This window comes from Streptomyces sp. TSRI0107 (assembly GCF_001905845.1).
Lineage (GTDB): Bacteria > Actinomycetota > Actinomycetes > Streptomycetales > Streptomycetaceae > Streptomyces.
In genome coordinates, this window is sequence record NZ_LIVZ01000004.1 from 174565 (window position 1) to 198661 (window position 24097).

Genomic DNA, 24097 nt, shown 5'->3' on the forward strand with positions numbered 1-24097 from the left:
GGGGTGTGGGGGGTGGTGGTTCGGCGGGGTCAGCGCTGGGCCGTCACCCAGGCGGCGATCTGGCTGCGGTTGCTGAAGCCGAGCTTGCTGAGGATGCGTTCCACATGGCCCTCCGCGGTCCGGCGGGCGATCACGAGGCGGTCGGCGATCTGCTGGTTCGCCAGTCCCTCGGCGACGAGTTCGGCGACTTCCGTCTCGCGCCGGGTCAGGCGGACGCCCTGCGGGGGCCGCTCCGGCTGGGGCGGTTCGGGCGGCCGGTGCTCCTCCAGGGCGTAGCCGACGATCTCCGCCAGGCCCAGCGCCGCACCCCGGTCGTACGCCCGCTCGAAGTCCTGGGCGCCGACGGCCTCGCGGGCGCGGGTCTCGGTGCCGCGGCGGGCGGCGCCGAGTGCGGCGGAGCCCCAGCGGTCGCGGTCGACGTCGGCCCAGACCCGGTCGGCGCCGCCGAGCAGCACGGCGGCGCGTTCCGGGGCGCCGTCCTGGCCGGCGATCTGCGCGAGGAGGTCCAGGGTGAGGCCGATGCCGGTGATGTCGTGGACGGCGAGTTTGCGGCGCAGGGCCTCGCGGGCGTGGTGTTCGGCCCGCGGCCAGTCGCGTTTCACGGTGTGGGCGAGGGCCAGCATGCGCAGCACGTACGACAGCACCCATTCCTCGCCGTGCGCCTCGCACAGCCGCCGGGTCTCCTCGCAGACGGCGATCGCCTGGTCGGCCTCGCCGAGGAAGCCGAGGGCGCAGGCGAGTTCGACGCGGTCGAGGCCGACGAGGCTGAGGTGCTGGCCGGGGACGCGGCCCCGGGCGACGCTGGCGCGGAAGTGGGTGAGGGCGGCGGGCAGGTCGTCGCTGAACAGCCGGATGACGCCGATGGCGTATCCGGCGTGCGCGGCCTCCGCCTCGTCGCCGAGCCGCCGGGCGAGCGCGGCGGCCTCCTCGGCCCGCCGCAGGCCCCGGGTGAGGTCTTCGGGGCAGCCCGCGAGCAACCCGGAGACCCAGAGGGCACGGGCGCGCTCGCGGGTGGGTTCCGGGTTGGCGTCCAGGGCGCGGTCGAGCCAGTAGCGGCCTTCGCGGGGGGCACCGCAGGCATGCCAGTAGAACCAGAGCGTCCCGGCGAGGCGGAGGCCGGCGAGGGCTTCGCCGGGGGTGGGGGCGGCGAGTACGGCGGACTCACCCCCGGCGTCACCGACATCACCCGCACGGCCCTGCTCTCCTCCCCCCGTACCCGTCAGGCTGAACGCCAGTGCCGCCCGCAGGTTGTCCTGGTCGGCGCGGAGGCGGGCCACGATGTCGCGTTGGCCCGGGCCGAACCAGGCCTGTTCGCAGGCGGCGGCGCGGGTCAGCATCCAGTCGCGCTGGCGGCGCCGGGCGGCGGCCTCCTCGCCGGGGAGCCGGCGCAGTTGCTGCAGGCCGTAGTGACGCAGGGTGTCGAGCAGGCGGTAGCGGACGCCGTCCGGGCCGGGTTCGCGGCACAGCACGGACTTGTCGACCAGCCCGGCGACGGCTTCGAGGACGTCGTACGAGCGCACTCGCTCACCGTCGGCGCACACCGCTTCCGCCGCGTCCAGGTCGAAGCCGCCCGCGAACACGGAGGCGCGGGCCCACACCAGTTGCTCCTGCCGGGTGCACAGTTCGTGGCTCCAGTCGACGGCGGCGCGCAGCGTCTGGTGGCGGGGCGGGACGGCGGGGCTGCCGGAGGAGAGCAGGCGGTAGCGGTCGTCGAGGCGTTCGAGGAGCTGTTCGACACCGAGGACGCGCATGCGGACGGCGGCGAGTTCGATGGCGAGCGGCAGTCCGTCGAGGCGCCGGCAGAGGCGGGCGACGGCGGCCCGGTTGCCGGGGGTGAGGCGGAAGCCGGGGACGACGGCGGCGGCGCGGTCGGCGAAGAGGGTGAGGGCGGGGTTGGCGTCGGCGGCGGAGAGGTCGCCGTCGGGGTCGGGTACGGGCAGCGGCCGTACCTCCATGAGGTGTTCCTCGGTGAGGCCGAGCCGGTGCCGGCTGGTGGCGAGGACGCGTACGCCGGTGGTGCCGTGCAGCAGGGCGGCCGCCAGTTCGGCGCAGGCGGCGAGGAGGTGTTCGCAGTTGTCGACGACGAGGAGCAGCCGCCGTTCCCGTACCTGGTCCACGAGGGCGTCGAGCGGGGGCTGCGCGGAGTGGTCGTGCAGGCCGAGCGCGTCGGCTGCGGCGACCGGCACGAGGGCCGGGTCGTGCAGGCCGGAGAGGTGGACGAAGCGCACGCCGTCGGGGAAGGCGCGGGCGACGCGGGCCGCGATGCGTGCGGCGAGGCGCGTCTTCCCGACGCCGCCCGGTCCGGTCAGGGTGACCAGCCGGGCCCGGGCCAGCAGGTCGCGGCCCTCGGCCTGTTCGTCCCGCCGGTCGACGAAGCTGGTGGTCTCGACCGGCAGCTGACAGTCCCGTCGTGGCGCTGATCCGCCCATGATCAGCCTGTCCTCTGGGGTGGGAGCTGGGAGTCGGCAACAGTCCGCGGCTGCCCGTCCGCGGACCCTCACTCTGCCCCGGCCCTCACATATATGCACGCGGCACTCACACCCGCGGGTGCACTTTGCCGGGTGGGCCGCCCGGACCGGCGGCCCCGCGTACACTGCGCAGCCGTTTTCCGTCTGCTTCAGGCCATCGGCACCCCGCGCCCTATTGACCTGCTCATGCCATCACCGCACCATGAGCGCCACACCCGCACGCCGCACCACCGCACCGTCGCACCGGAGAACCACCCCCACCGCTCCACTCCCCGCTTCCGGAGACTCCGGAGATCCCGGAGACCCCGGAATCGCCGGAGAAACAAGGAGACTTCATGCGACTTCGCATTCGCGGCAAGAACACTCCCCCGGGCGCGGGCGCCCGCAGCGGCAGACGCACCGCCGCGCTCGCCGCCCTGCTCGCCCTCGCCCTGGCCGCACCCCTCTCGGCGACGACCACCGACGCCACCGCCGACAGCGCGGCCGAGGCGACCGCCTCGGCGGACGACATCCGTCAGTACGAGGTCCATCTGCGCTCGACGGCCGAGGACCGCACCGCGCTCCAGCGGGCCGGCGTCTCCGTGGACGAGGTCCACGGGCACGGCGTCGTGGTCTCCGGGCGCGCGGAGCAGATCCGGCAGTTACGCCGGCTCGGCTACGACGTCAGCCCGCTGGGCGCGGTGCCGGACCGGTCGGCCGGGTCGGACGAGATCCGGCTGTACGACTTCCCGTCGGCCGACTCGCGCTACCACAACTACGCGGAGATGACGAGCGAGATCAACTCCATCGTCGCCGCCAACCCGTCGATCGCCTCCCAGCGCACGATCGGCACCTCGTACCAGGGCCGGAACATCGTCGCGATCAAGATCAGCGACAATGTGGCCGCGGACGAGTCCGAGCCGGAGGTGCTGTTCACCCACCACCAGCACGCCCGTGAGCACCTGACCGTCGAGATGGCGCTCTACCTGCTGCGCGAGCTGACCTCCGACTACGGCACCGACTCCCGGGTCACCGGCTTGGTGAACAACCGCGAGATCTGGATCATCCCGGACCTCAACCCGGACGGCGGCGAGTACGACATCGCGTCCGGCTCCTACCGCTCCTGGCGCAAGAACCGGCAGCCCAACTCCGGTTCGTCGTACGTCGGCACGGACCTCAACCGGAACTGGAACTACCGCTGGGGCTGCTGCGGCGGCTCGTCCGGCTCGACGTCCTCCGAGACCTACCGGGGCTCGGCGCCCGAGTCGGCGAAGGAGGTCAAGGTCGTCTCCGACTTCGTGCGCAGCCGGGTAGTCGGCGGCACGCAGCAGATCAAGGCGGGCATCGACTTCCACACCTACAGCGAGCTGGTGCTGTGGCCGTTCGGGTACACGTACTCCGACACGACCACGGGCATGACCGCCGACGACCGCAACGCCTTCGCGACGGTCGGTCAGAAGATGGCCGCCAGCAACGGGTACACGCCGGAGCAGTCCAGCGACCTGTACATCACCGACGGGTCGATCGACGACTATCTCTGGGGCGTGCACAAGATCTTCGGGTACACCTTCGAGATGTACCCGAGGTCCGGCGGAGGCGGGTTCTACCCGCCCGACGAGGTGATCGAGCGGGAGACCTCACGCAACCGGGACGCGGTGCTGCAGCTGCTGGAGAACGCGGACTGCATGTACCGGTCGATCGGGAAGGAAGCCCAGTACTGCTAGGCCTTCTCGCCCGTCTCCGCCTTCTCGTCCTCCTCGAAGTAGGCGTCCAGCACCGCGTCGAGCTGTGACTCCCACTCCTTGAAGCTCGCCCTGGCCGGCGCCTCGATCTCGATCGGGTACCAGCGCCGGTCAGGGGTGTGCACGGTGACGGTGAACCGCTTGCCGAAGCGGGCGGTCGCGGTCTCGACCGCGCCGATCTCGTCCCAGCGGAACTCGCAGGACTCCTCGTCGAGGCTCAGGCGTACGCCCCTGCCGTCGGCGACGATCCGGGCGCGCCGGTCGGCGGCCTCGAACACGGGGCCGTCCTCGGTGGATTCCTCCGGTTCCGGGGCCGCTTCCTCCGGCTCCTCCTCCACGGCCTCCTCGGTGACGGCCGTCTCCTCCGCCTCGGCGGACGCCGTCTCCTCCGGCTCCTCGGGGCGCGGGCCCGTGATGCCGGGGACGAACGCCGGGTCGGCCGCGGCGCCTTGCAGGGGCTGAATGCTGGGTCCTATGCGCTGCTCCACGGCGGAAGTATGGACGACATACCTGTGCCGGGAACAGCCAGCCCTCGCCCCGCACTCGGCGTGGCGAGGGCCGCTGCTCCCCCGTGGGGCTCCCCTTCATCCATTGGACACGACGCGCCGGTCGCCGACTGGTCGGCTTCCGGGCGAACGACGGACCCGCGGACCGGCGGACCGGCGGGCCCGGCGGACTACACGAAGACGCTGAGCACCGCCGCCACCACGAACCCCGCGAGCGACAGCACCGACTCCAGCACCGTCCACGTCTTCAGGGTCTCCCGCTCGCTGATGCCGAAGTACTTGGCGACGATCCAGAAGCCGCCGTCGTTGACGTGCGAGGCGAAGATGGAGCCCGCGGAGATGGCCATGATGACCAGAGCGACGAAGGCCTGCGAGTGGTCGCCCTCGGCGAGCAGCGGGGCGACGATGCCGGCCGTGGTGACGATGGCGACGGTGGCCGAGCCCTGGGCGACGCGCAGGACCAGGGAGATCAGGTAGGAGAGGACGATCACCGGCAGGCCGACGTCGTTGAAGGTGTCCGACAGGGCCTGCGCGACTCCGCTGGCCTTCAGGACGGCACCGAAGACACCGCCCGCGCCGACGACGAGCAGGATGTTGCCGACCGGCTTCAGGGAGGACGTGGAGACGGTCTCCAGGGACTTGCGGGACCAGCCGCGGCGCACGCCGAGGACGTAGTAGGCGAGGAGCAGGGCGAGGGTGAGGGCCACGAAGGGGTGGCCGAAGAACTCGACGACCGAGCGGAGGGTTGAGGGGTCGAGGGCGATCGAGGAGAAGGTCGCGGCCAGGATGAGGATCAGCGGGGTGCCGATGATGGCGAGCACCGTGCCGAGGGCGACGGGCTGTTCGCGCGGGGCCTGCTGCCCGCCCTGCTCGTCGAGGACCGCCCGCTTGGCCTCCTCGGCGGCCTCCACCATGTCCTGCGGCACCGGCACGAAGACGCGGCGGCCGATCCACGCGGAGAACGCCCAGGCGGCCAGCACCGCCGGGATGCCGCACACGACGCCCATGAGGATGACCCAGCCGAGGTCCACGTGGAGCAGGCCGGCGGCGGCCACCGGGCCGGGGTGCGGGGGCAGGAAGGCGTGGGTCATCGACAGGCCGGCGAGCAGCGGCAGGCAGTACAGCAGGATCGACTTGCCCGAGCGTTTGGCGGCGGCGTAGACGATCGGCGCGAGGACGAAGATGCCGACGTCGAAGAAGACCGGGATGCCGAAGATCAGGCCGGTCAGGCCCATGGCGAGCGGGGCGCGCCGCTCGCCGAACAGGTTGAGCAGGCGGGAGGCCAGCACCTCGGCGCCGCCGCTGACTTCGAGGATCGCGCCGAGCATGGTGCCCAGGCCGATGATGATGGCGACATGGCCGAGGATGCCGCCCATGCCGGACTCGATGGTGGAGACGGCGTCCGAGCGCTGGACGGTGCCGAAGAGTTCGGTGACGGAGAGACCGGCCATCAGGCCGACGGCTATGGAGACGGCGAGCAGGGCCACGAAGGGCTGGAGGCGCGCCTTGATGATGAGGAAGAGCAGCAGCGCGATGCCGAGGGCGGCGACCGTCAGCAGCCCGGCGGTGCCGTCGATCAGCAGGAGGAGGCCGCCGGTGTGGGGCGGGGTCTCCGCGGGGGCGGAGGCGGCGATCGGGAAGGACATGCGGGGGTCCTCTACGTAAATGCATGCGGCTTTCGGGCAGGGGGGAGCGCGGCGCGGCGCCCCGTGGGATGGCGGGCGCCGCGCCGTGACAGGCGTGCGTGAGTGCGGCGGAGATCAGCTCAGGACGGCGAGGGCGTCGATCTCGATGAGGAGGCCGGCGGGCAGGCCGACGTAGACCGTCGTACGGGCGGCCGGGGGCTGGGTGAGGCCCTGCTCCTCGAAGTAGGCGTTGTAGATCTCGTTCATCTCGGCGAAGTGGTCGACGTCCGTGAGGTAGACGCGGATCATCATCACGTCGTCCCAGCTCGCGCCGCCCTCCTCCAGGACCGCCTTGACGTTGGCGAGGGTCTGGAGGGTCTGCTCGCGCAGGGTGGGGCCGGCGGGCGTGGGCGGCTTGCCCTCCTCGGCGGGCAGGAAGCCGACCTGGCCGGCGACCTGGAGGATGTTGCCCTTCCGCACGCCGTGCGAGAACTTCGCGGGCGGGGTGGTGTGGGTCTTGGGGGTGAGGGCGGTCTTCTCGGTCATGCGGTGTCCTTCGCGGTGGTTCTGCCGGAGTACTCGCCGCTGATGTCCTCCGCGGTACGGCGGACCAGCGGGAGCAGGGTGAGGAGTTCGTCGGCGGTGACGACGACGTTCGGCGCGGAGACCGACATCGCGGCGACGACCCGGCCGTCGGCGCCGCGGACGGGTGCGGCGACGCAGTTGATGGACTCCTCGTGGCCGCCGAGGTCGGTGGCCCAGCCCTGTTCGCGCACCTTCTCCAGCTCCCGCAGGAAGGCGGGGGCGTTGGGGGTCGAACGGGGCGTGTACAGGGGGTAGTCGAGCTTGTCCGCGAGGGCGCGGCGCTCGGCCTCGGGGAGGTCGGCGAGGAGCAGCTTGGCGACCGCGGCGACCGTGATGGCGACGGGCTTGCCGATCCGCGAGTACATGCGGACCGGGTAGCGGCTCTCCACCTTGTCGATGTAGAGGACCTCGTTCTCCTCGTGGACGGCGAGGTGGACGGTGTGCCCGCACTGTTCGTTGAGGCGGACGAGGTGGGGGTGGGCGATCTCCCGGATGTCCAGGTTCTCCATCGCCTCCTGGGCGAGGGCGAAGAGCCGGGCGCCGAGGCGGTAGCGCTGGTCGGACTGGCGGTAGACGAACCCGTGTTCGTGGAGGGTGCGCAGCAGCCGCAGCGCGGTGGACTTGTGCACGCCGAGGCGGTCGGCGACCTGTCCGAGGTCGGCGGGCCCCTCGGCGAGCAGCGGCAGGATGCTCAGCGCGCGGTCGACGGTCTGGCTCATGGCGTACGTACCTCCTCCTCGGCCCCTTCGTCGGCTGCGGTCCAGCCGGGGCCGAGTCGAAGTCTCCCCCACTCGGTGTCGTCGAGGGCGGCGAGCCGGTCGGCGTGGGCGCGGGCGGGGGGTGTGGCGAGGTCGCCGGGGACGGTGAGGGCGGCGGCGGCCCACAGGTGGCCGTGGCGGAGGCGGTCGCGGACGGGGAGGCCGCGCAGGGTGGCGGAGAGGAACCCGGCGGCGAAGGCGTCGCCCGCGCCGACGGCTGCCACGACGGTGACCTCGGGGGCGGGGACGTGGGTGGTCCGCGTGGTGCGGGTGCCCGGTGCCGGGGCCGCGGCGGGGCCGGCCGCGCGGCCCGGCGCCGACGGGTCGCCGCCGGGTCGCCCGCCGTCCTCGCTCTCGTACACCGTCGCCCCCCGCGCCCCGTCCTTGACCACCAGCACGCCCGGCTCCGGGAGCAGTGCGCGGATCGCTTCCGGGCCGCCGGTGACGCCCCAGGCCGCCTCGGCCTCGTCCGCCCCGACGAACACGATGTCCGCGCCGCGCGCCAGGTCCAGCAGCACCCCCGGACCGCCGGCGTCCCGCCACAGCCCGGGCCGGTGGTTCACGTCGAACGACACCGGCGGACGCCCGGCGGCGGGAGCGGTCAGCTCCCGCATCAGCTCCAGGCAGCTCGCGGAGAGCGCGGCGGTGATGCCGGACAGGTGCAGGACGCGCGCTGCGCGTACGGCGGCGAGGTCGACGCCGGTCACGCTCATCGCGGACGCCGCCGACCCGGCGCGGTAGTAGGCCACCTCGTGGGCGTCGGTGGCCCGGTCGCCGGCGGTGCGGAAGTAGACGCCGGTGGGGCGGGCGGGGTCGCGGCGCACGGCGGTGGTGTCGACGCCGTGGCCGGCGATCGTCTCGACCAGGTGGTCGCCGAAGCCGTCGGCGCCGACCCGGCTGACCCAGCGCGCGGTGTGCCCGGCGGCGGCCAGGGTGCAGGCGACGTTGGACTCGGCGCCGCCGATGGCCCGGTCGAAGGAGGGCACGTCGGCGAGGCGGCCGGGGCGGGTGGGCAGGAAGGTGACCATGGACTCGCCGAGCGCGACGACGTCCACGACGTCGGGGGTGTCGACGTCGGGGGCGTTGCCGGTTCCGGTCGTGGTCACGATGCTCGTAGCTCCTCGTCGGCTCTCGCGGGTCGTGGCGGCTCCGTTGACCCAGCGTCGGCCGAGATGTTAGACAGCGACAAGCGATATACGCAACGAGTGTTGCAAGCTGTGCAACGCACCTGATCAGGGAGGCTCCATGAACAGCGAAGCCCTCGCCCGGCTCGCCGAGGAAGTCGTCGACCACCGCTTCCGTGGCCTCCCGCCGGACGCCGACGGGCTGACCGTCGGCGAGCTGGCCGCCCAGCGCCGCAACCTGTTCACCGGCGGCTTCACCACGCCCGTCCTCGCGCTGTCCGCCGAGCACCTGGAGCACAACCTCCGGCTCATGGCGACGTACACCGCCCGCCACGGCCTGGCCTTCGCCCCGCACGGCAAGACCTCCATGGCCCCGCAGCTGTTCGCCCGCCAGATCGAGCACGGCGCCTGGGGCATCACGCTCGCGGTGCCGCACCAGGTGCGGGTGGCGCGGGCGTTCGGAGTGCGGCGGGTGTTCCTGGCGAACGAGCTGGTGGACCCGGCGGCCCTGCGCTGGATCGCCGCCGAGCTGGCCGCGGACCCCGGCTTCCGGTTCGTCTGTTACGTCGACTCGGTACGCGGCGTGGAGCTGATGGACGCGGCCCTGGAGGGCGCCGCCCGCCCGCTGGACGTCGTCGTCGAACTCGCCGCCGGCGAGGGTGCCCGCACCGGTGTCCGCACGGAGGCGGAGTGCGCGGCGGTCGCGGACGCGGTGGCCGCCGCCCGGTCGCTGCGGCTGGTCGGTGTCGCCGGGTACGAGGGCGAGGTGCCGCGGGCGACCCCGGAGCGCGTACGGGCGTGGCTGGACGGGCTGGTCTCCCTGGCCGCCGGGTTCGACAAGGCGGGCCGGTTCGCGGGGCTGGACGAGATCGTGGTCAGCGCGGGCGGCAGCGCCTGGTTCGACGCGGTGGCGGACGCCTTCGCCGGGCTGCCGGAACTGTCCGCGCCCGTGCTGAAGCTGCTGCGCTCCGGCGCGTACGTCTCCCACGACGACGGCCACTACCGCAAGCTGACCCCCTTCACCCGGGTCCCGGAGGAGGGCGCCCTGGAGCCCGCGTTCCGGCTGTGGGCGCAGGTGGTGTCCCGGCCCTCCCCGGAGCAGGCGTTCGTCAACGCGGGCAAGCGGGACGCGGCCTACGACCTTGATCTGCCGTTCGCCCAGGTGGTGCGCCGGGACGGCGTGGAGCGCCCGGCCGCCGGCGTCGAGGTGACCGGCCTGTCCGACCAGCACGCCTGGCTGCGCACCGGGCCGGAGGCGGACCTGGAGGTCGGCGACTGGCTGGGGCTCGGGCTGTCGCATCCGTGCACGTCGTTCGACAAGTGGCAGCTGATCCCGGTGGCCGAGGCGGACGGCACGGTCGTCGACTACATCCGTACGTTCTTCTAGGAGACCGGAGGCATCGGCGATGGAAGACCTCGTCATCCGGGACGCGGACGTCGTGGACGGCACCGGCGCCCCTTCCTACCGCGCCGACGTCGTCGTGGACGGCGGCCGGATCGTGTCGATCGTCAAGGAGGCCGCCGCGGCGGGCTGTCAGCGCCCCACCGCGATGCGGGAGCTGGACGCCGAGGGCCTGGTCCTGTCCCCCGGCTTCATCGACATGCACGCCCACAGCGACCTCGCCCTGCTGCGCGACCCGGACCACAGCGCGAAGGCCGCGCAGGGCGTCACCCTTGAGGTGATCGGCCAGGACGGGCTGTCGTACGCGCCGGTCGACGACCGCACCCTGGCCGAGGTCCGCCGGGCGATCACCGGCTGGAACGGCTCCGGCGACGACATCGACTTCGACTGGCGGTCGGTGGGCGAGTACCTGGACCGGCTGGACCGGGGCATCGCCGTGAACGCGGCCTACCTGATCCCGCAGGGCACGGTCCGCGCGCTCGCCGTCGGCTGGGAGGACCGGGAGGCGACCCCGCGCGAGCTGGACCGGATGCGGCAGCTGGTCGCGGAGGGGCTGGAGCAGGGCGCGGTCGGCATGTCCTCCGGGCTGACGTACACACCGGGCATGTACGCGAAGGACGCGGAACTGACCGAGCTGTGCCGGGTGGTGGCGTCGTACGGCGGCTACTACTGCCCGCACCACCGGTCGTACGGGGCGGGCGCGCTGGCGGCCTACGAGGAGATGGTGGCCCTCACCCGGGAGGCGGGCTGTGCGCTGCACCTGGCGCACGCCACCATGAACTTCGGCGTGAACAAGGGCCGCGCGCCCGAGCTGCTGGCCCTGCTGGACGAGGCGCTGGCCGCCGGATCCGATATCAGCCTCGACACCTACCCGTACACCCCCGGCTGCACCACCCTCGCGGCGCTGCTGCCGAGCTGGGCGAGCGAGGGCGGTCCTGAGGCGGTGCTGAAGCGGCTGACCGACCCGGAGACCGCCGAGCGGATCCGGCACCACATGGAGGTCGTCGGCGCTGACGGCTGTCACGGGGTGCCCGTGGAGTGGGAGACCATCGAGATCTCGGGCGTGACCGACCCGGCGCTGGCCGAGTACGTGGGCCGTACGGTCCGGGAGTCGGCGGACGCGCGCGGCGAGGAGCCGTGGACGGTCGCGCAGCGGCTGCTGGTGGCGGACCGGCTGGGGCCGACGATCCTGCAGCACGTCGGCCACGAGGAGAACGTCCGGGCGATCATGCGGCACCGCGTCCACACCGGCGGCTCGGACGGCATCCTCCAGGGCGCCAAGCCGCATCCGCGCGCGTACGGCACCTTCCCGCACTACCTCGGCCGGTACGTCCGCGAGCTGGGCGTGCTGTCACTGGAGGAGTGCGTCGCCCGTCTCACCGCCCGCCCGGCGGCCCGGCTGCGGCTGCCGGACCGGGGCGTGGTGCGCGAGGGGTACCGCGCCGACCTGGTGCTGTTCGACCCGGCGACCGTCGCGGCCGGGTCGACGTACGACCGTCCGCGGACCCTTCCGACGGGCATCCCGTACGTCCTGGTCGACGGGCGGTTCGTGATGGACGACGGGCGGCGGACGGACGTCCTGGCGGGCCGGTCGGTGCGCAGGACGCCCGTCTGACCGGTCAGGTCACGGCTTGGGCAGGGTGCAGCCGCTCGCGTACAGGTCCAGCTTGCTGTCGAGGCCGAAGCAGGCGGCGAGCTGGTAGGTCTGCTGGGCGTAGTTGATGCCCTGGCGGACGGTGATATTGCCGTTCGCGTCGACCTCGCACGGGTTGTTCAGCGTGCAGCGCTCGCCGCTCTCGTTGCCGGTGTTGTTGACGGCGACGACCCGGCCGGTGGTCTGGTCGACGACCGGGGAGCCGGAGGTGCCGCCGATCGTGTCGCACGCGGCGGTGTAGCGGACGGAGTCCTTCCAGGTCCAGTCGCCCTCGCGCATCTGGTGCACGAAGCCGTCTATGGAGCAGTTGTAGATGCGCTTCCAGTATCCGGAGACGACGCTGATCGCGGTTCCGGCGACCGGGTGGGCGTCGTTGAGGGTGAGCGCGTTGATGCCGTAGGAGGCGCGGATCTGCCCGTAGGTGCGGGTGAGCTGGTAGACGGCGACGTCCGTGTCGGTCATCGTCGAGTAGGCGATCTTGTTCGCGCGCAGGGTCGCCACGCGGGTGCCGGCGGAGTTCAGCAGGCCGAAGGAGCGGGTGGAGGCCCGGTCGACGACGACCTCGCCGGGGTCCAGGAAGCCGGACTCCAGACAGTGGCCGTTGGTGAGCACCAGCGCCGGGTCGTCGTCGGCGGAGTCGGGCATGCGGACGACCGAGCCGGAGCAGTTGCTGAGCGCGACGGTGCCGGCGAAGTTCACCGCCTTGACCGCGGGGGCCTCGGTGTCGGGCGTCGCCGCGACGGCGGGTGCCGCGCCCGCCCCGGCGATGGCCAGGGCCGCGAGCGTGGCGAGGAGAGGCTTCTTCATGTGGGGTCCCCTCTGTACGACGTGGGCGACCGGAGGTCGTCCGGCCGCCCGCTGCGTTGTCATGCGCATTGTTAGTGCGGCGACGAGAGGGGACAAGGAGGCGTTTCAGGCCTGCTGGTGGCCGTTTCTCGCGGGTGGCCCCGGCCTACTTCGGCCCCCTGCCATGACCGCGGCCCGGCTTGCCGTCACCGCCGCCGGACGCGGTCGGCGCGCCCGTGGCGGTGGAGGGGGCGCTGGTGGGCGCGGGGCTCGCCGTCGTCGGCTCGCGGGTGGCGCCGGGCGACGCCGAGGGTTCGCCGGAACCACCGCCAGTGGGGTCCGCGGCCGGGGTACCGGAGGCGGCGGCACCGCCCGGAGCGGGCGCGGAGGCCGCGGCGCCGCCCTCGCCCGCCGGGGTCCCCGCGCCCGTCGTCGTCCCCTCGTCCGGCGTGGCGTCCCCGGCGTCCGCGGCGTCCTTGTCGTCCGCCGTCGGGCTCGTACGGCCCTTCCCGCCCTGTGAGCCGCCCTCGGAGGACGACCCCGAGAAGGCGAACCCGGCGACCAGCGCCGCCGCGGACACCGCACCCACGGCGCCGGCGGCGACCGCGACCCGGCGCTGCCGCCACGCGCTGGGCTTGCGCCGGGAGCGGCGCGGCCCGGAGGGCACCGGCGGCAGCTCCCGCGTCTCGTCGTAGGCGTTCTGCCAGCCGTGCGCCGCCGCCGGGTCGGCGTACTCGTCGTAGGCCGGGATGTGCTCCGGCTGCGGCTGCGGCTGGTACACCATCGGGGGAACCTGGTGTTCACCCGTTCTGGGGGGCTCTGACATGGCCGCGCATTGTAGGGACCTCAGTGGCCACAGGGACAGCGGTGGCACATACCCGCCCAAACCACATGTCTCACGTGGTGGAAAACACGACCCATGGAGCCATGACCGGCCGTAGGCTCCCAGACATGCAGGTGATCCAGTCGACCAAGCTCGCCAACGTCTGTTACGAGATCCGGGGCCCGGTGCTCGAGGAGGCGATGCGGCTTGAGGCGGCGGGCCACCGCATCCTCAAGCTGAACACCGGCAACCCGGCCGCCTTCGGCTTCGAGTGCCCGCCGGAGATCCTGGAGGACGTCCTCCGCAACGTCTCCACCGCGCACGGCTACGGCGACGCGAAGGGCCTGCTGGCCGCCCGCCGGGCCGTCGTCATGCACAACCAGACCCTCGGCATCGAGACGGACGTCGAGCACGTCTTCATCGGCAACGGCGTCTCAGAGCTGATCACCATGTCGATGCAGGGCCTGCTGGACGACGGCGACGAGGTTCTCGTACCGGCCCCGGACTACCCGCTGTGGACGGCCGCGGTGTCCCTGTCCGGCGGTACGGCGGTGCACTACCGCTGCGACGAGCAGTCGGACTGGATGCCCGACCTCGCCGACGTCGAGCGCAAGGTGACCGACCGCACCAAGGCGATCGTGATCATCAACCCGAACAACCCGACCGGCGCGGTGTACGACGAGGCGATGCTGCGCGGGCTGACGGACATCGCCCGCCGCCACAACCTGCTCGTCTGCTCGGACGAGATCTACGACAAGATCCTCTACGACGGCGCCCGGCACACCCCGACCGCCGCGGTCGCCCCCGATCTGCTCACCCTCACCTTCAACGGAATGTCGAAGGCGTACCGGGTGGCCGGCTACCGGGTCGGCTGGATGTCGATCTCCGGCCCCCGCGCCCACGCCGACTCCTACATCGAGGGTCTGACGATCCTGGCGAACATGCGGCTGTGCGCGAACATGCCGGGTCAGCACGGGGTGGTGGCCGCGCTCAGCGGACGTCAGTCGATCAACGACCTGGTGCTGCCGGGCGGGCGGCTGAAGGAGCAGCTGGACGTCGCCTACGACCTGCTGACGCAGATCCCGGGCGTGAGCTGTGTCCGCCCGAAGGGTGCGCTGTATCTGTTCCCGCGCCTCGACCCCAAGGTCTTCAAGATCAAGGACGACCGCCGGATGGTCCTGGACCTGCTCCGGCAGGAGAAGATCATGGTCGTGCACGGCACCGGCTTCAACTGGCCGGAGCCGGACCACTTCCGGGTGGTGACCCTGCCGTCGGCGGGTGATCTGCGCGACGCGATGGGGCGGATCGGCAACTTCCTGGACGGGTACGGCCAGAGCTGAGGCCCGGCGGCGAGACGCCGGTGTGCCGTTGATGTGGCGCCCGGTCCGCGCGTCGCTGCGGGTGCACGCGGACCGGGGCCGTCAGGGGGAGCCCTCAGGGCTCAGCGGGCCGCCACCTCACGCGGGCCCAGCGCCTCCGCGTGCGCGTCCATCCGCTCGGCGGCGAGGATCGCCGCGGCCGTGTCCGCGCGGGAGGCCGCGACGACCAGTGCCCGGCCCGCCAGCGCGTGCGCCCGCTGGTGCAGCGCGGCGAGGTGCGGTTCCGCGACGGCGGTGACGGCCGCGCGGACCGGCACCTGCCCTCCGCGCAGCCGGGCCACCTGCTCCGCGAGCCGTGCGGCCGCGGTGTCCAGGTCGGCGGACGGGTCCAGCGCGCGCAGCTCGTCGGTGACGGCGAGCAGTGCCGCGAGATGGCCCGCGAGCTGGATGTCCAGCTCTTCCTCACGTGACCGGTGGGGGAAGTCCGAGGTGCCGGCCATCGTGTGGACCGACTTGGTGCGGATCGGCTCGTACATGGGATGGCCTCCTGTGCTCTGACAGAAGCCATCCTACATTGGATTCGTTCTAAAGTTGAGCGGTGTTCGGGAAGTGGTGCGCGATCAGCGCCGCACCACCACCGTCGCCGACGCCGTCGACCCGGTGTGCAGGTCGTCGCCCGCCCAGCTGATCGTGTACGTCGTCTCGCGCCGGGTGCGCGGGATGTCGTTGACGGTGAAGGTGCCGTCGGCGGCGACCGTCACCGGCGTGAGCGCCCCGCTGCCCAGCCGGTCCGTGCGCTGCACCTTCAGCACGGCCCGCTCCGGCAGCGCCTTGCCCTGCGCGGTGAACCTGCCGGTGATCTCCACGCCGTCGCCGAGCGTCGCCTCCGCCGGTGCGGTGAGGGCGATCGAGGTGGGCGCCTTGCCCACGGAGACGGTGTGGGTGACGTCCGTGGCGGGGCGGTGGGTCAGGTCGCCGAGGAACGAGACCGTGTAGGTCGCGTCGCCGACGAGGTCCGGCTCGTCGAGGACCGTGTAGGTGCCGTCCTCCTTGACGGTGGCGGTGCCCAGCTCGTGGGTGCCGTTCGCGTCGGTGCGGGTGGCGGTCACCTTCAGCGGCTGCGCGGGCGCCGGGCCGTCGTACTCCAGCCGCCCGCGCACCGCCAGCGGCTCGCCGGCCACCGCCTGGGCGGGGCTGTGGGCGAGGTCGCCGGTGAGGCGGACGTCGTACTGGACGGCCGGGGGCTGGATGATGTGCAGCCAGTACTGGCTGCCGGCCGCGTTGGTGGTCACCGTGAACAGCCGGGAGCCGTCCGCCGACCACTCCATGCCGCGCGGGACGACCCGGTCGCCGTCGAGGCTGCCCTCGAAGACGAACTCCAGCGGGGCGGTGGCGTCCTCCGGGTTCGCGGGCTGGACCAGCAGGTCGGGGGTGGCCCCGGTGGCCGCCGCGCCGCGCGCGATGTACTTGCCGTCGCCGCTGAAGGCGACCGCGCTGGCGGTGGCCCCGGCGGGCAGCGGCTGGTAGGCGGTGGCCGCGTCGGACAGGTCGGAGGCGTCGAGCAGGCGGGTGCCGGCGTCGGCGTCGGCGAGAGCGACCTTGCCGCCGTCGGCGGAGAGCGCCATGTCCTTCAGGTTCAGGGCACCCTTGCCCTCGCTGTCGGCGAAGCGGCGTGCGGCGTTGCGGACCAGGCTGCCGTTGCTGGTGTCGAACACGGAGACGAAGGGGTTGGCCGCCTTCGCGTTGAGCGACTGGCCCATGAGCATCTTGTCCCCGGCACCGGCCTCCAGCAGCAGATCGCCGGAGTCGTTCCAGCCGGTGCGGGTGAGCGCGCCGTTCACGATGCCGTCGAGATTGGTCTGGGCGGTGGCGCACTCGGAGGTGTACTGCGCGTACGGCGTCGTGGCGTAGACCTGGCCGCCGGACGCGGCGACCTCGCGGCCACAGGTGTCGGTATAGGCGTTGGCGGCGAACGTGCGCTGGTAGGTGACGGTGTCGTAGGCCTCGATGCGCTCGCGCGTACCGACCCACAGCTTGCTGCCGTCCGCGCTGACCGCGAGGCCGGAGACGTGGTTCTGGTTGACGGTGATCGTGGTCAGCCGCTCGCCGTCGAAGTTGTAGACGGCGATGCTGCCGGAGTTCTGGTAGTAGCCGACGTTGCTGTCCGCCACGAAGACGCGCTGGTGGACGTTGTCGACGGCGAGCGCCGAGAACGACGAGAACGGCAGCTTGGCCACGACGTCGGAGGCCGCCGCGTGCGCCGCGGGCGCGACGGCGACGGTGAGTCCGGTCCCGGCGAGTGCGGCGGCGAGAACGGTCGCCGCGAGCCGTCCGGAACGGTGTGCTGTATTCAACTGTGCCCCCCACAGGCTGAATTGAGCGCCCACGGCGTTGCGTGAGACGCCTGTAGAGAGCATGAAACAGTCGTGAAGATCCGAGGCGCAAGGGGAAACACCGGAGCCCCGCACGCCATTGTGCGGGGCCCAGGTGCCGTGACGGTGTTCACCGCGGCCGGCCGTGACGATCTAGCTGGTCAGGGCACAGTCGGTTCAGCCGGCCGCGGAGTCTTGACGCGCTGCCGCGCTCAGCCCAGGCGCTCCACCAGGGCGCGGTACTCGTCCCACAGCTCCTTGGGCGTGTGGTCGCCGAAGGTGTTCAGGTGCTCGGGGACCAGGGCGGCCTCCTCGCGCCACACCTCCTTGTCCACCGTCAGCAGGAACTCCAGGTCGGAGTCGGACAGTTCGAGCCCGTTCGTGTCGAGGGCGTCCTTGGTCGGCAGGATGCCGATGGGCGTCTGAACGCCCTCCGCCTTGCCCTCCAGGCGCTCCACGATCCACTTCAGGACGCGGCTGTTCTCGCCGAAGCCGGGCCAGACGAACTTGCCCTCGTCGTTCTTGCGGAACCAGTTCACGTAGTAGATCTTCGGCAGCTTGGCCGCGTCCGCGGACTGGCCGACCTTGATCCAGTGGGCCATGTAGTCGCCCATGTTGTAGCCGCAGAACGGCAGCATCGCGAACGGGTCGCGGCGCAGCTCGCCGACCTTGCCCTCGGCGGCGGCGGTCTTCTCGGAGGCCACGTTCGCGCCGAGGAAGACGCCGTGGTTCCAGTCGAAGGACTCCGTCACCAGCGGTACGGCGGTGGCGCGGCGCCCGCCGAAGAGGATCGCGGAGATCGGCACGCCCTTGGGGTCCTCCCACTCGGGCGCGATGATCGGGCACTGCGACGCCGGGACGGTGAAGCGGGCGTTGGGGTGGGCCGCCGGGGTCTGCGACTCCGGGGTCCAGTCGTTGCCCTTCCAGTCCGTCAGGTGGGCCGGGGTCTCCTCCGTCATGCCCTCCCACCAGATGTCGTTGTCGTCGGTGAGGGCGACGTTGGTGAAGACCGAGTTGCCCCACAGGGTCTTCATGGCGTTGGCGTTGGTGTGCTCGCCGGTGCCGGGCGCGACGCCGAAGAAACCGGCCTCCGGGTTGATGGCGTAGAGCCGGCCGTCCTCGCCGAAGCGCATCCAGGCGATGTCGTCACCGATCGTCTCGACCGTCCAGCCGGAGATCGTGGGCTCCAGCATGGCGAGGTTGGTCTTGCCGCAGGCGGACGGGAAGGCGGCGGCGACGTACTTGGACTCGCCCTGCGGCGGGGTGAGCTTGAGGATCAGCATGTGCTCGGCGAGCCAGCCCTCGTCGCGGGCCATGACGGAGGCGATGCGCAGGGCGTAGCACTTCTTGCCGAGCAGGGCGTTGCCGCCGTAGCCGGAGCCGTAGGACCAGATCTCGCGGGTCTCCGGGAAGTGGGAGATGTACTTCGTCTGGTTGCAGGGCCAGGGGACGTCCTCCTGGCCGGGCTCCAGCGGGGCGCCGAGGGTGTGCACGGCCTTCACGAAGAAGCCCTCGTCGCCCAGCTCGTCGAGGACCGCCTGCCCCATGCGGGTCATGGTGCGCATGGCGACGGCGACGTACGCGGAGTCGGTGATCTCCACGCCGAGCGCGGACAGCGGCGAGCCGAGCGGGCCCATGCAGAAGGGGACGACGTACATGGTGCGGCCACGCATGGAGCCGCGGAAGAGGCCCTTCTCACCGCTGAAGATCTCCCGCATCTCGGCGGGGTCCTTCCAGTGGTTGGTGGGGCCGGCGTCCTCCTCCTTCTCGGAGCAGATGAAGGTCCGGTCCTCGACGCGGGCGACGTCGGTGGGGTCGGAGGCCGCGTAGTAGGAGTTGGGGCGCTTGATCGGGTCGAGCTTCCGGAAGGTGCCCTTCTCGACGAGCTCCTCGCACAGTCGCTCGTACTCGGCCTCGGATCCGTCGCACCAGACCACGTTGTCCGGCTCGGTCAGTTCAGCGATCTCGTTGACCCACGAGACCAGTCCCTGATGGTTGGTCGGGCTGACGGTGCTGGGAGCCGCGTTGTCGCGCGCCACGATTGCTCCTAAATGAGGGTTTTTTGTCCTGTCTGCCCCGTGGGGGCCGCGACCCGGATGCTTCGTAGCCGCTCATCCGGTGCCGACCGCACTCATTTGATCATCCGAGGTGACCGCCCATTTGTCCAGGGGGCCGCACACCTGAGCGCCGTGAGGAACGCCACGTCCTGGGGCTTTCGCCGTGATTTTTTGCGTCCGCGTTGAGTTCGGCTGACCTTTTCTTGGCGTTGGCCGCCCCCGGTGACGCGCCGTCGTCATGGGACTCTGATCCGTCACTTACGGCGGCGTAGGTACCATGCCCCGCATGACTGCGTCCGCCTCCGACGCGCCCATGGAGACGCCGGTCGCCGACCGTGGCTCCATGGCGCGCCAGCTACCGCACCCGTCCCTGCCGGACTCCGTCAAGCCCAAGCTGCGGGGCTGGCTGCACCTGGGCATGTTCCCCGCGGCCCTGGTCTCGGGCCTGGTGCTGACCGCCCTCGCCAGCTCGCCGCGCGGCCGCATCGCCTGCGGCATCTACGCGCTGACGGCCTGTCTGCTGTTCGGCGTGAGCGCGCTGTACCACCGGGGCGACTGGAGCCCGCGGATGGACGGCGTGCTGCGCCGCCTCGACCACGCCAACATCTTCCTGATCATCGCGGGCACCTACACCCCGCTCACCCTGCTGCTCCTGCCCGATGCCAAGGGGCAGTGGCTGCTCTGGGGGATCTGGGCGGCGGCACTGGCCGGCATAGTCTTCAGAGTGTTCTGGGTGGGCGCCCCGCGCTGGCTGTACACCCCCTGCTACCTGGCGATGGGCTGGGCGGCCGTCTTCTTCCTGCCCGACTTCCTGCGCACCGGCGGCGTCACCGTCCTGGTCCTGGTGATCGTCGGCGGCATCCTCTACAGCCTGGGCGGCGTGGTCTACGGCATCAAGCGCCCCAACCCCTCACCGCGCTACTTCGGCTTCCACGAGGTGTTCCACTCCTTCACGCTGGCGGCGTTCATCGTGCACTACGTGGGGATCTCCCTGGTGGCCTACCAGCACGCGTGACGGACAATGAGCCGCATGACGGCCGTACGTACCCCTGCCCCCTCCGACCGCCCCCGGCTGGGGCTCCGTGAACGGAAGAAGATCAAGACGCGGGAGGCCATCCGCACGGCCACCTACGGACTGATCGAGGAGCAGGGGTACGAGGCCACCACGGTCGAGCAGATAGCCGACCGCGCCGAGGTGTCGGCGTCGACCGTCTTCCGCTACTTCCCCGCCAAAGAGGACATCGTCCTCACCGACGAGTACGACGCGCTCCTGGTGGAGGACCTGCGCTCCCGTCCCGCCGACGAGCCGTGGCTGGAGTCGCTGCGGCACGCCATGCGGCGGGCCGTCGGCCTCGGCATGGGCGAGGAGCAGGAGGTCACCCGGCTGCGCTGCCGGCTGATGGCCGAGGTGCCCGCGGTGCGCTCCCGCATGCTGGAGAACATGTCGGAGACGGGCCGGGCGATCGGCGAGGCCATCGGCGAGCGCACCGGCCGGGACCCGGAGAGCCTGGAGGTGCGGGTCTTCACCATGTCCCTCGTCGGCGGGCTGATGGAGGTGTCCCAGTACTGGGCCCGCACCGGCTTCCGCGACGACCTCTCGGACCTGGTGGACCGCGCGCTCACCGTCTTCGCGCGCGGCCTGACATCCTGAAATCGTGAACGCACCCGAGATCCACGTCGAAATCGCCCCGGAACTGGGGCTGTTCGTCCCGCAGCACCGCCGTCGCGGCGCGACCCCGCTGGCCACCGACGGCGTCTCCACGCTGGGACATGTCATCGAATCCCTCGGAGTGCCGCTCACCGAGGTCGGCGCGCTGGTCGTCGACGGACACCAGGTGCCGACCGCGCACATCCCGCAGGACGGCGAGCGGGTGAGCGTACGGGCCGTGCCGCGTCCGCAGCGGGTGCCCGGCGCGCCGCTGCGCTTCCTCCTCGACGTGCACCTCGGCACCCTCGCCCGCCGGCTGCGGCTGCTCGGCGTGGACACCGCGTACGAGTCGACGGACATCGGCGACCCGGCGCTCGCCGCCCGCTCGGCCGCCGAACAGCGGGTGATGCTCAGCCGGGACCGGGGCCTGCTGCGCCGCCGCGAACTGTGGGCCGGCGCCTACGTCTACAGCACCCGGCCGGAGGACCAGCTGCACGACGTCCTCGACCGCTTCGCCCCCGAGCTGCGCCCGTGGACCCGCTGCACCGCCTGCAACGGCCTGCTGAAGGAGGCCACCAAGGAGGAGGTGGCGGACCGGCTGGAGGCCGGCACCCAGCGGACGTACGACGTGTTCGCCCAGTGCCGGGCCTGCGGCCGCGCGTACTGGAAGGGCGCGCACCACGAACAGCTGGAGGCCATCGTGGAACGCGCCCTCACGCTCCGCTCGGAGCACCGCTGACGGAAGCGCCGTGGGGAACCGCGGCGCCGTTGTGGCTGGTCGCGCCCGCGCGGCGGAGCCGCATGTCGCTACGGCCCCGCCCCTGAGGGGCGCGCTCAGCGCCTCACGAGATCCTTCTTTCCGCAGGCCACCCCGTCCCGGTCCGGGTCCAGGCGGAGCGGGTCGTCCTTGCCGTTGACCTCGAGGCGGCCGTAGTCGTTCTGCTTCAGCCAGGTGCAGCGGGCGGCCGTCGTCTTCTTCACCTGGGGCGGGAAGACGGTCGGCACACAGACGTTGGCGGAGCCGTAGTGCCGGTCGCACCCGGAGACGGTGGGGCTCACCGGCTGTGCGGCGCGCTTCTTGCCGGGCTTCTGCACCTTGCCCTCGAGCGAGTCCGCGAACGAGTGGACGTGGGCCGAGGCGTCGGTGGCCTTCAGCGCGGACGGCCCCTGGAGGTGCACCCACTTCGCCACCGAGGGCACCCCGTTGGCGTCCACCGCGAAGAGCATGTACCAGCCGGGCGGGGCCAGGTCGGGGTTGCTCGTCACGTTCAGGTCGACGTTGTTCCCGTCGACGGACAGCGGCAGGTCCACGAACCGCTGGTTGGGGTCGGAGGAGTGGGTGACGGCAGCCGGGCGGATCAGTTCCGCCTTGGCGATGGGCCGGTCGACGGTGATCCGCTGGGTGTCGCCGTAGTTCCACTCCGTGTCGATCACCGAAGTGATCGTCGGGCGGGGGCCCTTGAGCAGGTAGGGCGGGGTGTAGACGGACACGTTGTGGTTCCAGCTGCCGTTGCCCGGGTTGTCGCCGGTGGTCATCACCCGGCCGTCCGGGAGCAGGAACGCGGAGGAGTGGTAGCCGCGGGCCTCGGGGTCGGCGGCCACCGGGTCGAAGGTGTTCGTCTCCGGGTCGTAGATCGAGGACTCGAAGACCGGGTTGGCCCGGTTGTGCAGGGCGCCGCCCGTCTCCAGCACCTTGCCGTCGGGCAGCAGCACCGCGGAAACGTACATCTTGCCCTGGGCACCGGTCTGCGGGACCTTGCCGCCCCCGAGGTCGACGGTGCCCTGCGGGAGCGGCGGCCCGGCGACGTACTGCGGGTTGGGCTGCTTCAGGTCGATGACGTCGGTGAGCCGGTTGGCGGCCGGGTTGGAGTCGATGTTGCCGCCGCCGATGGTCAGCACCCGCTGGTCCTGCGCCGGGGGCAGCAGCACGCTCGCCGACTGGTCCCGCTCGTCCTTCTTCTGCAGGCCGGGCACCTGGGTGACGGTGTTGGCGTCGTAGTCGTAGATCGCGGCGCCGGTGCCGGGGATGTTGTTGCCGAAGACATGGCTGCCGGAGTAGAAGAGCCGGCCGTCCTGCATGAGGATCATCGACGGGTACAAACCCCAGTACGACCAGGTCTGGTTGACCTGCCAGGTCGGCAGCCACTTCTGCTGCTGCTCGGACCACAGCTCGGCCGTCACGGACCCGGTGGAGTCCTCCTTCAGCCCGCCGAACGAGATGACGTCACCGTTGCCGAGGACGGTCGCCGACGGGTACCAGTGGCCGTCGTTCATGTCGTTGGTCTTCGTGTACGTCTCGGTCGCGGGGTCGAAGACGTACGAGTCCTTGTAGCCCTGGTAGCCGATGGTGCCGTCCGCCGACGGATAGCCCTTGTTGCCGCTCATCACCAGCACCCGCCCGTCCTGGAGCTGGACGTGCCCGGCGCAGAACATGTCCTTCGGGGTGGGGATGACCTTGTAGCTGCCGTCGGCCGGGTCGTAGACGGCGGACGTGAAGGTTCCCGCCTCGAACATCTCCTCGTTGTTCCCGGAGCCGGCGATCAGCAGGACCTTGCCGTTGTGCAGGACGACCGAGTGCATGGACCGCACCGGGTTCTGCGCGGGCAGCACCTGCCACTTGCCGTTGGCGCACTCGGCGGCCGTGCCGGTGCACTGCGGTGGCGGGACCGGGTCGGTGACCTGCTCCATGGTGTAGTCGTCGGTGGTGGCGGAGCCGGTGCCGTAGACGGAGACGCCCCAGCTGATCCGGTCGGTGCCGGCGGGGACCTCGGGTGTGCGGACGGACGCCTGGGTCCAGGTCCCCGCCATGTCGAGCGTCTTGAGGTCGGTCCAGTACTGCCAGCCCGCCGTGGTGTCGTGCCGGAACAGGGTGACGCTCGCGTCCGGCGTGGTCGTCTTGTACCAGAGGGACAGGTCGTACTGCTTGCCGACGGTCACCACCGGCGCGCAGGCCGCGGACTCGGTGATCAGTGCCTTGCGGTCGCCGTCGACGCGGCGGGTCAGCTCGACCTTCATCGCCTTGCCGCCGGAGTGGGCGTCGCCGGTCGTGGTGAAGGTGAAGTCGTTGTCGCCCCAGCCGGACTTGTGCCAGCAGTACGGCATGTCACCGGTGCCGGCCGTCTCGAACCCGGGGTTCTTGATGAGGTTGGCGGCGGAGGCGGGCTGGGGAGTGGTGAGCAGCAGGCCTGCGGCGAGGCCCATGGCGGCCAGGACGGCCGTTCTCCGACGGGATCTCATGCGGTGCTCCTA

Annotated in this window: 19 protein-coding genes; 7 read left to right on the forward strand and 12 right to left on the reverse strand. The window is 71.8% G+C overall.

The genetic code is table 11. The features are described 5' to 3' along the window. Positions 1-29: 29 nt before the first annotated feature. Complete coding sequence (locus AMK31_RS11155) at positions 30-2429, reverse strand: ATP-binding protein (protein ID WP_073940300.1); 2400 nt, start codon at positions 2427-2429, stop codon at positions 30-32. Between the two features lie 374 nt (positions 2430-2803). On the opposite strand from AMK31_RS11155, the gene AMK31_RS11160 reads away from it, so the two are divergent. Then, complete coding sequence (locus AMK31_RS11160; protein WP_073940301.1) at positions 2804-4171, forward strand: M14 family metallopeptidase; 1368 nt, start codon at positions 2804-2806, stop codon at positions 4169-4171. Here the strand turns inward: AMK31_RS11160 and AMK31_RS11165 are convergent. The 5 genes from AMK31_RS11165 to AMK31_RS11185 all read right to left on the reverse strand — a co-directional run bounded on the left by AMK31_RS11165 (position 4168) and on the right by AMK31_RS11185 (position 8691). Then, the gene (locus AMK31_RS11165; protein WP_073940302.1) at positions 4168-4677 is read right to left on the reverse strand and encodes a hypothetical protein; all 510 of its coding nucleotides are present in this window, start codon (positions 4675-4677) and stop codon (positions 4168-4170) included. The genes AMK31_RS11160 and AMK31_RS11165 overlap by 4 nt on opposite strands. 188 nt (positions 4678-4865) lie before the next feature. Continuing rightward, complete coding sequence (locus AMK31_RS11170) at positions 4866-6341, reverse strand: GntP family permease (RefSeq protein ID WP_073940303.1); 1476 nt, start codon at positions 6339-6341, stop codon at positions 4866-4868. Positions 6342-6455: 114 nt separating this feature from the next. After that, on the reverse strand, positions 6456-6866 hold the full coding sequence (locus tag AMK31_RS11175) for a RidA family protein (protein WP_073940304.1): 411 nt from the start codon (positions 6864-6866) through the stop codon (positions 6456-6458). Beyond that, positions 6863-7624 carry an IclR family transcriptional regulator gene (locus tag AMK31_RS11180; RefSeq protein ID WP_073940305.1) on the reverse strand — a complete coding sequence of 254 codons (762 nt, stop codon included), beginning with the start codon at positions 7622-7624 and terminating at the stop codon, positions 6863-6865. The genes AMK31_RS11175 and AMK31_RS11180 overlap by 4 nt, the downstream gene beginning before the upstream one ends. Further along, on the reverse strand, positions 7621-8691 hold the full coding sequence (locus AMK31_RS11185; RefSeq protein WP_241842641.1) for a sugar kinase: 1071 nt from the start codon (positions 8689-8691) through the stop codon (positions 7621-7623). The genes AMK31_RS11180 and AMK31_RS11185 overlap by 4 nt, the downstream gene beginning before the upstream one ends. 217 nt (positions 8692-8908) lie before the next feature. Between AMK31_RS11185 and AMK31_RS11190 the strand changes: the two genes are divergently transcribed. After that, the gene (locus tag AMK31_RS11190) at positions 8909-10174 is read left to right on the forward strand and encodes an amino acid deaminase (protein ID WP_073940307.1); all 1266 of its coding nucleotides are present in this window, start codon (positions 8909-8911) and stop codon (positions 10172-10174) included. 19 nt (positions 10175-10193) lie between these two features. Further along, positions 10194-11804 carry an N-acyl-D-amino-acid deacylase family protein gene (locus AMK31_RS11195; RefSeq protein WP_073940308.1) on the forward strand — a complete coding sequence of 537 codons (1611 nt, stop codon included), beginning with the start codon at positions 10194-10196 and terminating at the stop codon, positions 11802-11804. Positions 11805-11813: 9 nt separating this feature from the next. On the opposite strand, the gene AMK31_RS11200 is transcribed toward AMK31_RS11195, so the two are convergent. Beyond that, entirely contained in the window at positions 11814-12650 is an 837-nt protein-coding gene (locus AMK31_RS11200) for a trypsin-like serine peptidase (protein WP_073940309.1), read from the reverse strand. Positions 12651-12795: 145 nt separating this feature from the next. Further along, positions 12796-13455 (reverse strand): hypothetical protein, encoded by a 660-nt coding sequence (locus AMK31_RS11205; RefSeq protein ID WP_073940310.1) that lies wholly within the window; start codon positions 13453-13455, stop codon positions 12796-12798. A 125-nt stretch (positions 13456-13580) separates the two neighbouring features. On the opposite strand from AMK31_RS11205, the gene AMK31_RS11210 reads away from it, so the two are divergent. Then, positions 13581-14792: a pyridoxal phosphate-dependent aminotransferase gene (locus tag AMK31_RS11210; protein WP_073940311.1), complete on the forward strand. Its 1212-nt coding sequence runs from the start codon at positions 13581-13583 to the stop codon at positions 14790-14792. A gap of 101 nt (positions 14793-14893) precedes the next feature. Here AMK31_RS11210 and AMK31_RS11215 read toward each other — a convergent pair whose 3' ends face one another. The 3 genes from AMK31_RS11215 to AMK31_RS11225 all read right to left on the reverse strand — a co-directional run bounded on the left by AMK31_RS11215 (position 14894) and on the right by AMK31_RS11225 (position 19182). Continuing rightward, positions 14894-15307 carry an SCO4983 family protein gene (locus AMK31_RS11215; protein WP_073940312.1) on the reverse strand — a complete coding sequence of 138 codons (414 nt, stop codon included), beginning with the start codon at positions 15305-15307 and terminating at the stop codon, positions 14894-14896. Positions 15308-15391: 84 nt separating this feature from the next. Then, positions 15392-17125: a hypothetical protein gene (locus tag AMK31_RS11220; RefSeq protein WP_073940313.1), complete on the reverse strand. Its 1734-nt coding sequence runs from the start codon at positions 17123-17125 to the stop codon at positions 15392-15394. 230 nt (positions 17126-17355) lie between these two features. Beyond that, entirely contained in the window at positions 17356-19182 is a 1827-nt protein-coding gene (locus AMK31_RS11225) for a phosphoenolpyruvate carboxykinase (GTP) (protein WP_073940314.1), read from the reverse strand. A 304-nt stretch (positions 19183-19486) separates the two neighbouring features. Between AMK31_RS11225 and trhA the strand changes: the two genes are divergently transcribed. The 3 genes from trhA to AMK31_RS11240 are packed head-to-tail and all read left to right on the forward strand — an operon-like array spanning position 19487 to position 21587. Further along, complete coding sequence (trhA, locus tag AMK31_RS11230; RefSeq protein ID WP_073940315.1) at positions 19487-20215, forward strand: PAQR family membrane homeostasis protein TrhA; 729 nt, start codon at positions 19487-19489, stop codon at positions 20213-20215. 15 nt (positions 20216-20230) lie between these two features. Continuing rightward, a complete protein-coding gene (locus tag AMK31_RS11235) occupies positions 20231-20851 on the forward strand; it encodes a TetR/AcrR family transcriptional regulator (protein WP_079186804.1) in 621 nt (206 codons plus the stop codon). Between the two features lie 4 nt (positions 20852-20855). Then, entirely contained in the window at positions 20856-21587 is a 732-nt protein-coding gene (locus AMK31_RS11240; protein WP_073940317.1) for a Mut7-C RNAse domain-containing protein, read from the forward strand. 95 nt (positions 21588-21682) lie between these two features. Here AMK31_RS11240 and AMK31_RS11245 read toward each other — a convergent pair whose 3' ends face one another. Further along, positions 21683-24085 (reverse strand): galactose oxidase-like domain-containing protein, encoded by a 2403-nt coding sequence (locus AMK31_RS11245; protein WP_073940318.1) that lies wholly within the window; start codon positions 24083-24085, stop codon positions 21683-21685. Between the last annotated feature and the right edge of the window lie 12 nt (positions 24086-24097).

Coding starts and splice junctions, on each gene's coding strand:
- AMK31_RS11180 (WP_073940305.1), bottom strand. CDS start 7,624: ATGAGCCAGACCGTCGACCGCGCGCTGAGCATCCTGCCGCTGCTCGCC.
- AMK31_RS11195 (WP_073940308.1), top strand. CDS start 10,194: ATGGAAGACCTCGTCATCCGGGACGCGGACGTCGTGGACGGCACCGGC.
- AMK31_RS11190 (WP_073940307.1), top strand. CDS start 8,909: ATGAACAGCGAAGCCCTCGCCCGGCTCGCCGAGGAAGTCGTCGACCAC.
- AMK31_RS11170 (WP_073940303.1), bottom strand. CDS start 6,341: ATGTCCTTCCCGATCGCCGCCTCCGCCCCCGCGGAGACCCCGCCCCAC.
- AMK31_RS11210 (WP_073940311.1), top strand. CDS start 13,581: ATGCAGGTGATCCAGTCGACCAAGCTCGCCAACGTCTGTTACGAGATC.
- AMK31_RS11155 (WP_073940300.1), bottom strand. CDS start 2,429: ATGGGCGGATCAGCGCCACGACGGGACTGTCAGCTGCCGGTCGAGACC.
- AMK31_RS11215 (WP_073940312.1), bottom strand. CDS start 15,307: ATGTACGAGCCGATCCGCACCAAGTCGGTCCACACGATGGCCGGCACC.
- AMK31_RS11175 (WP_073940304.1), bottom strand. CDS start 6,866: ATGACCGAGAAGACCGCCCTCACCCCCAAGACCCACACCACCCCGCCC.
- AMK31_RS11245 (WP_073940318.1), bottom strand. CDS start 24,085: ATGAGATCCCGTCGGAGAACGGCCGTCCTGGCCGCCATGGGCCTCGCC.
- AMK31_RS11185 (WP_241842641.1), bottom strand. CDS start 8,691: ATGGTCACCTTCCTGCCCACCCGCCCCGGCCGCCTCGCCGACGTGCCC.
- AMK31_RS11200 (WP_073940309.1), bottom strand. CDS start 12,650: ATGAAGAAGCCTCTCCTCGCCACGCTCGCGGCCCTGGCCATCGCCGGG.
- AMK31_RS11160 (WP_073940301.1), top strand. CDS start 2,804: ATGCGACTTCGCATTCGCGGCAAGAACACTCCCCCGGGCGCGGGCGCC.
- trhA (WP_073940315.1), top strand. CDS start 19,487: ATGACTGCGTCCGCCTCCGACGCGCCCATGGAGACGCCGGTCGCCGAC.
- AMK31_RS11205 (WP_073940310.1), bottom strand. CDS start 13,455: ATGTCAGAGCCCCCCAGAACGGGTGAACACCAGGTTCCCCCGATGGTG.
- AMK31_RS11235 (WP_079186804.1), top strand. CDS start 20,231: ATGACGGCCGTACGTACCCCTGCCCCCTCCGACCGCCCCCGGCTGGGG.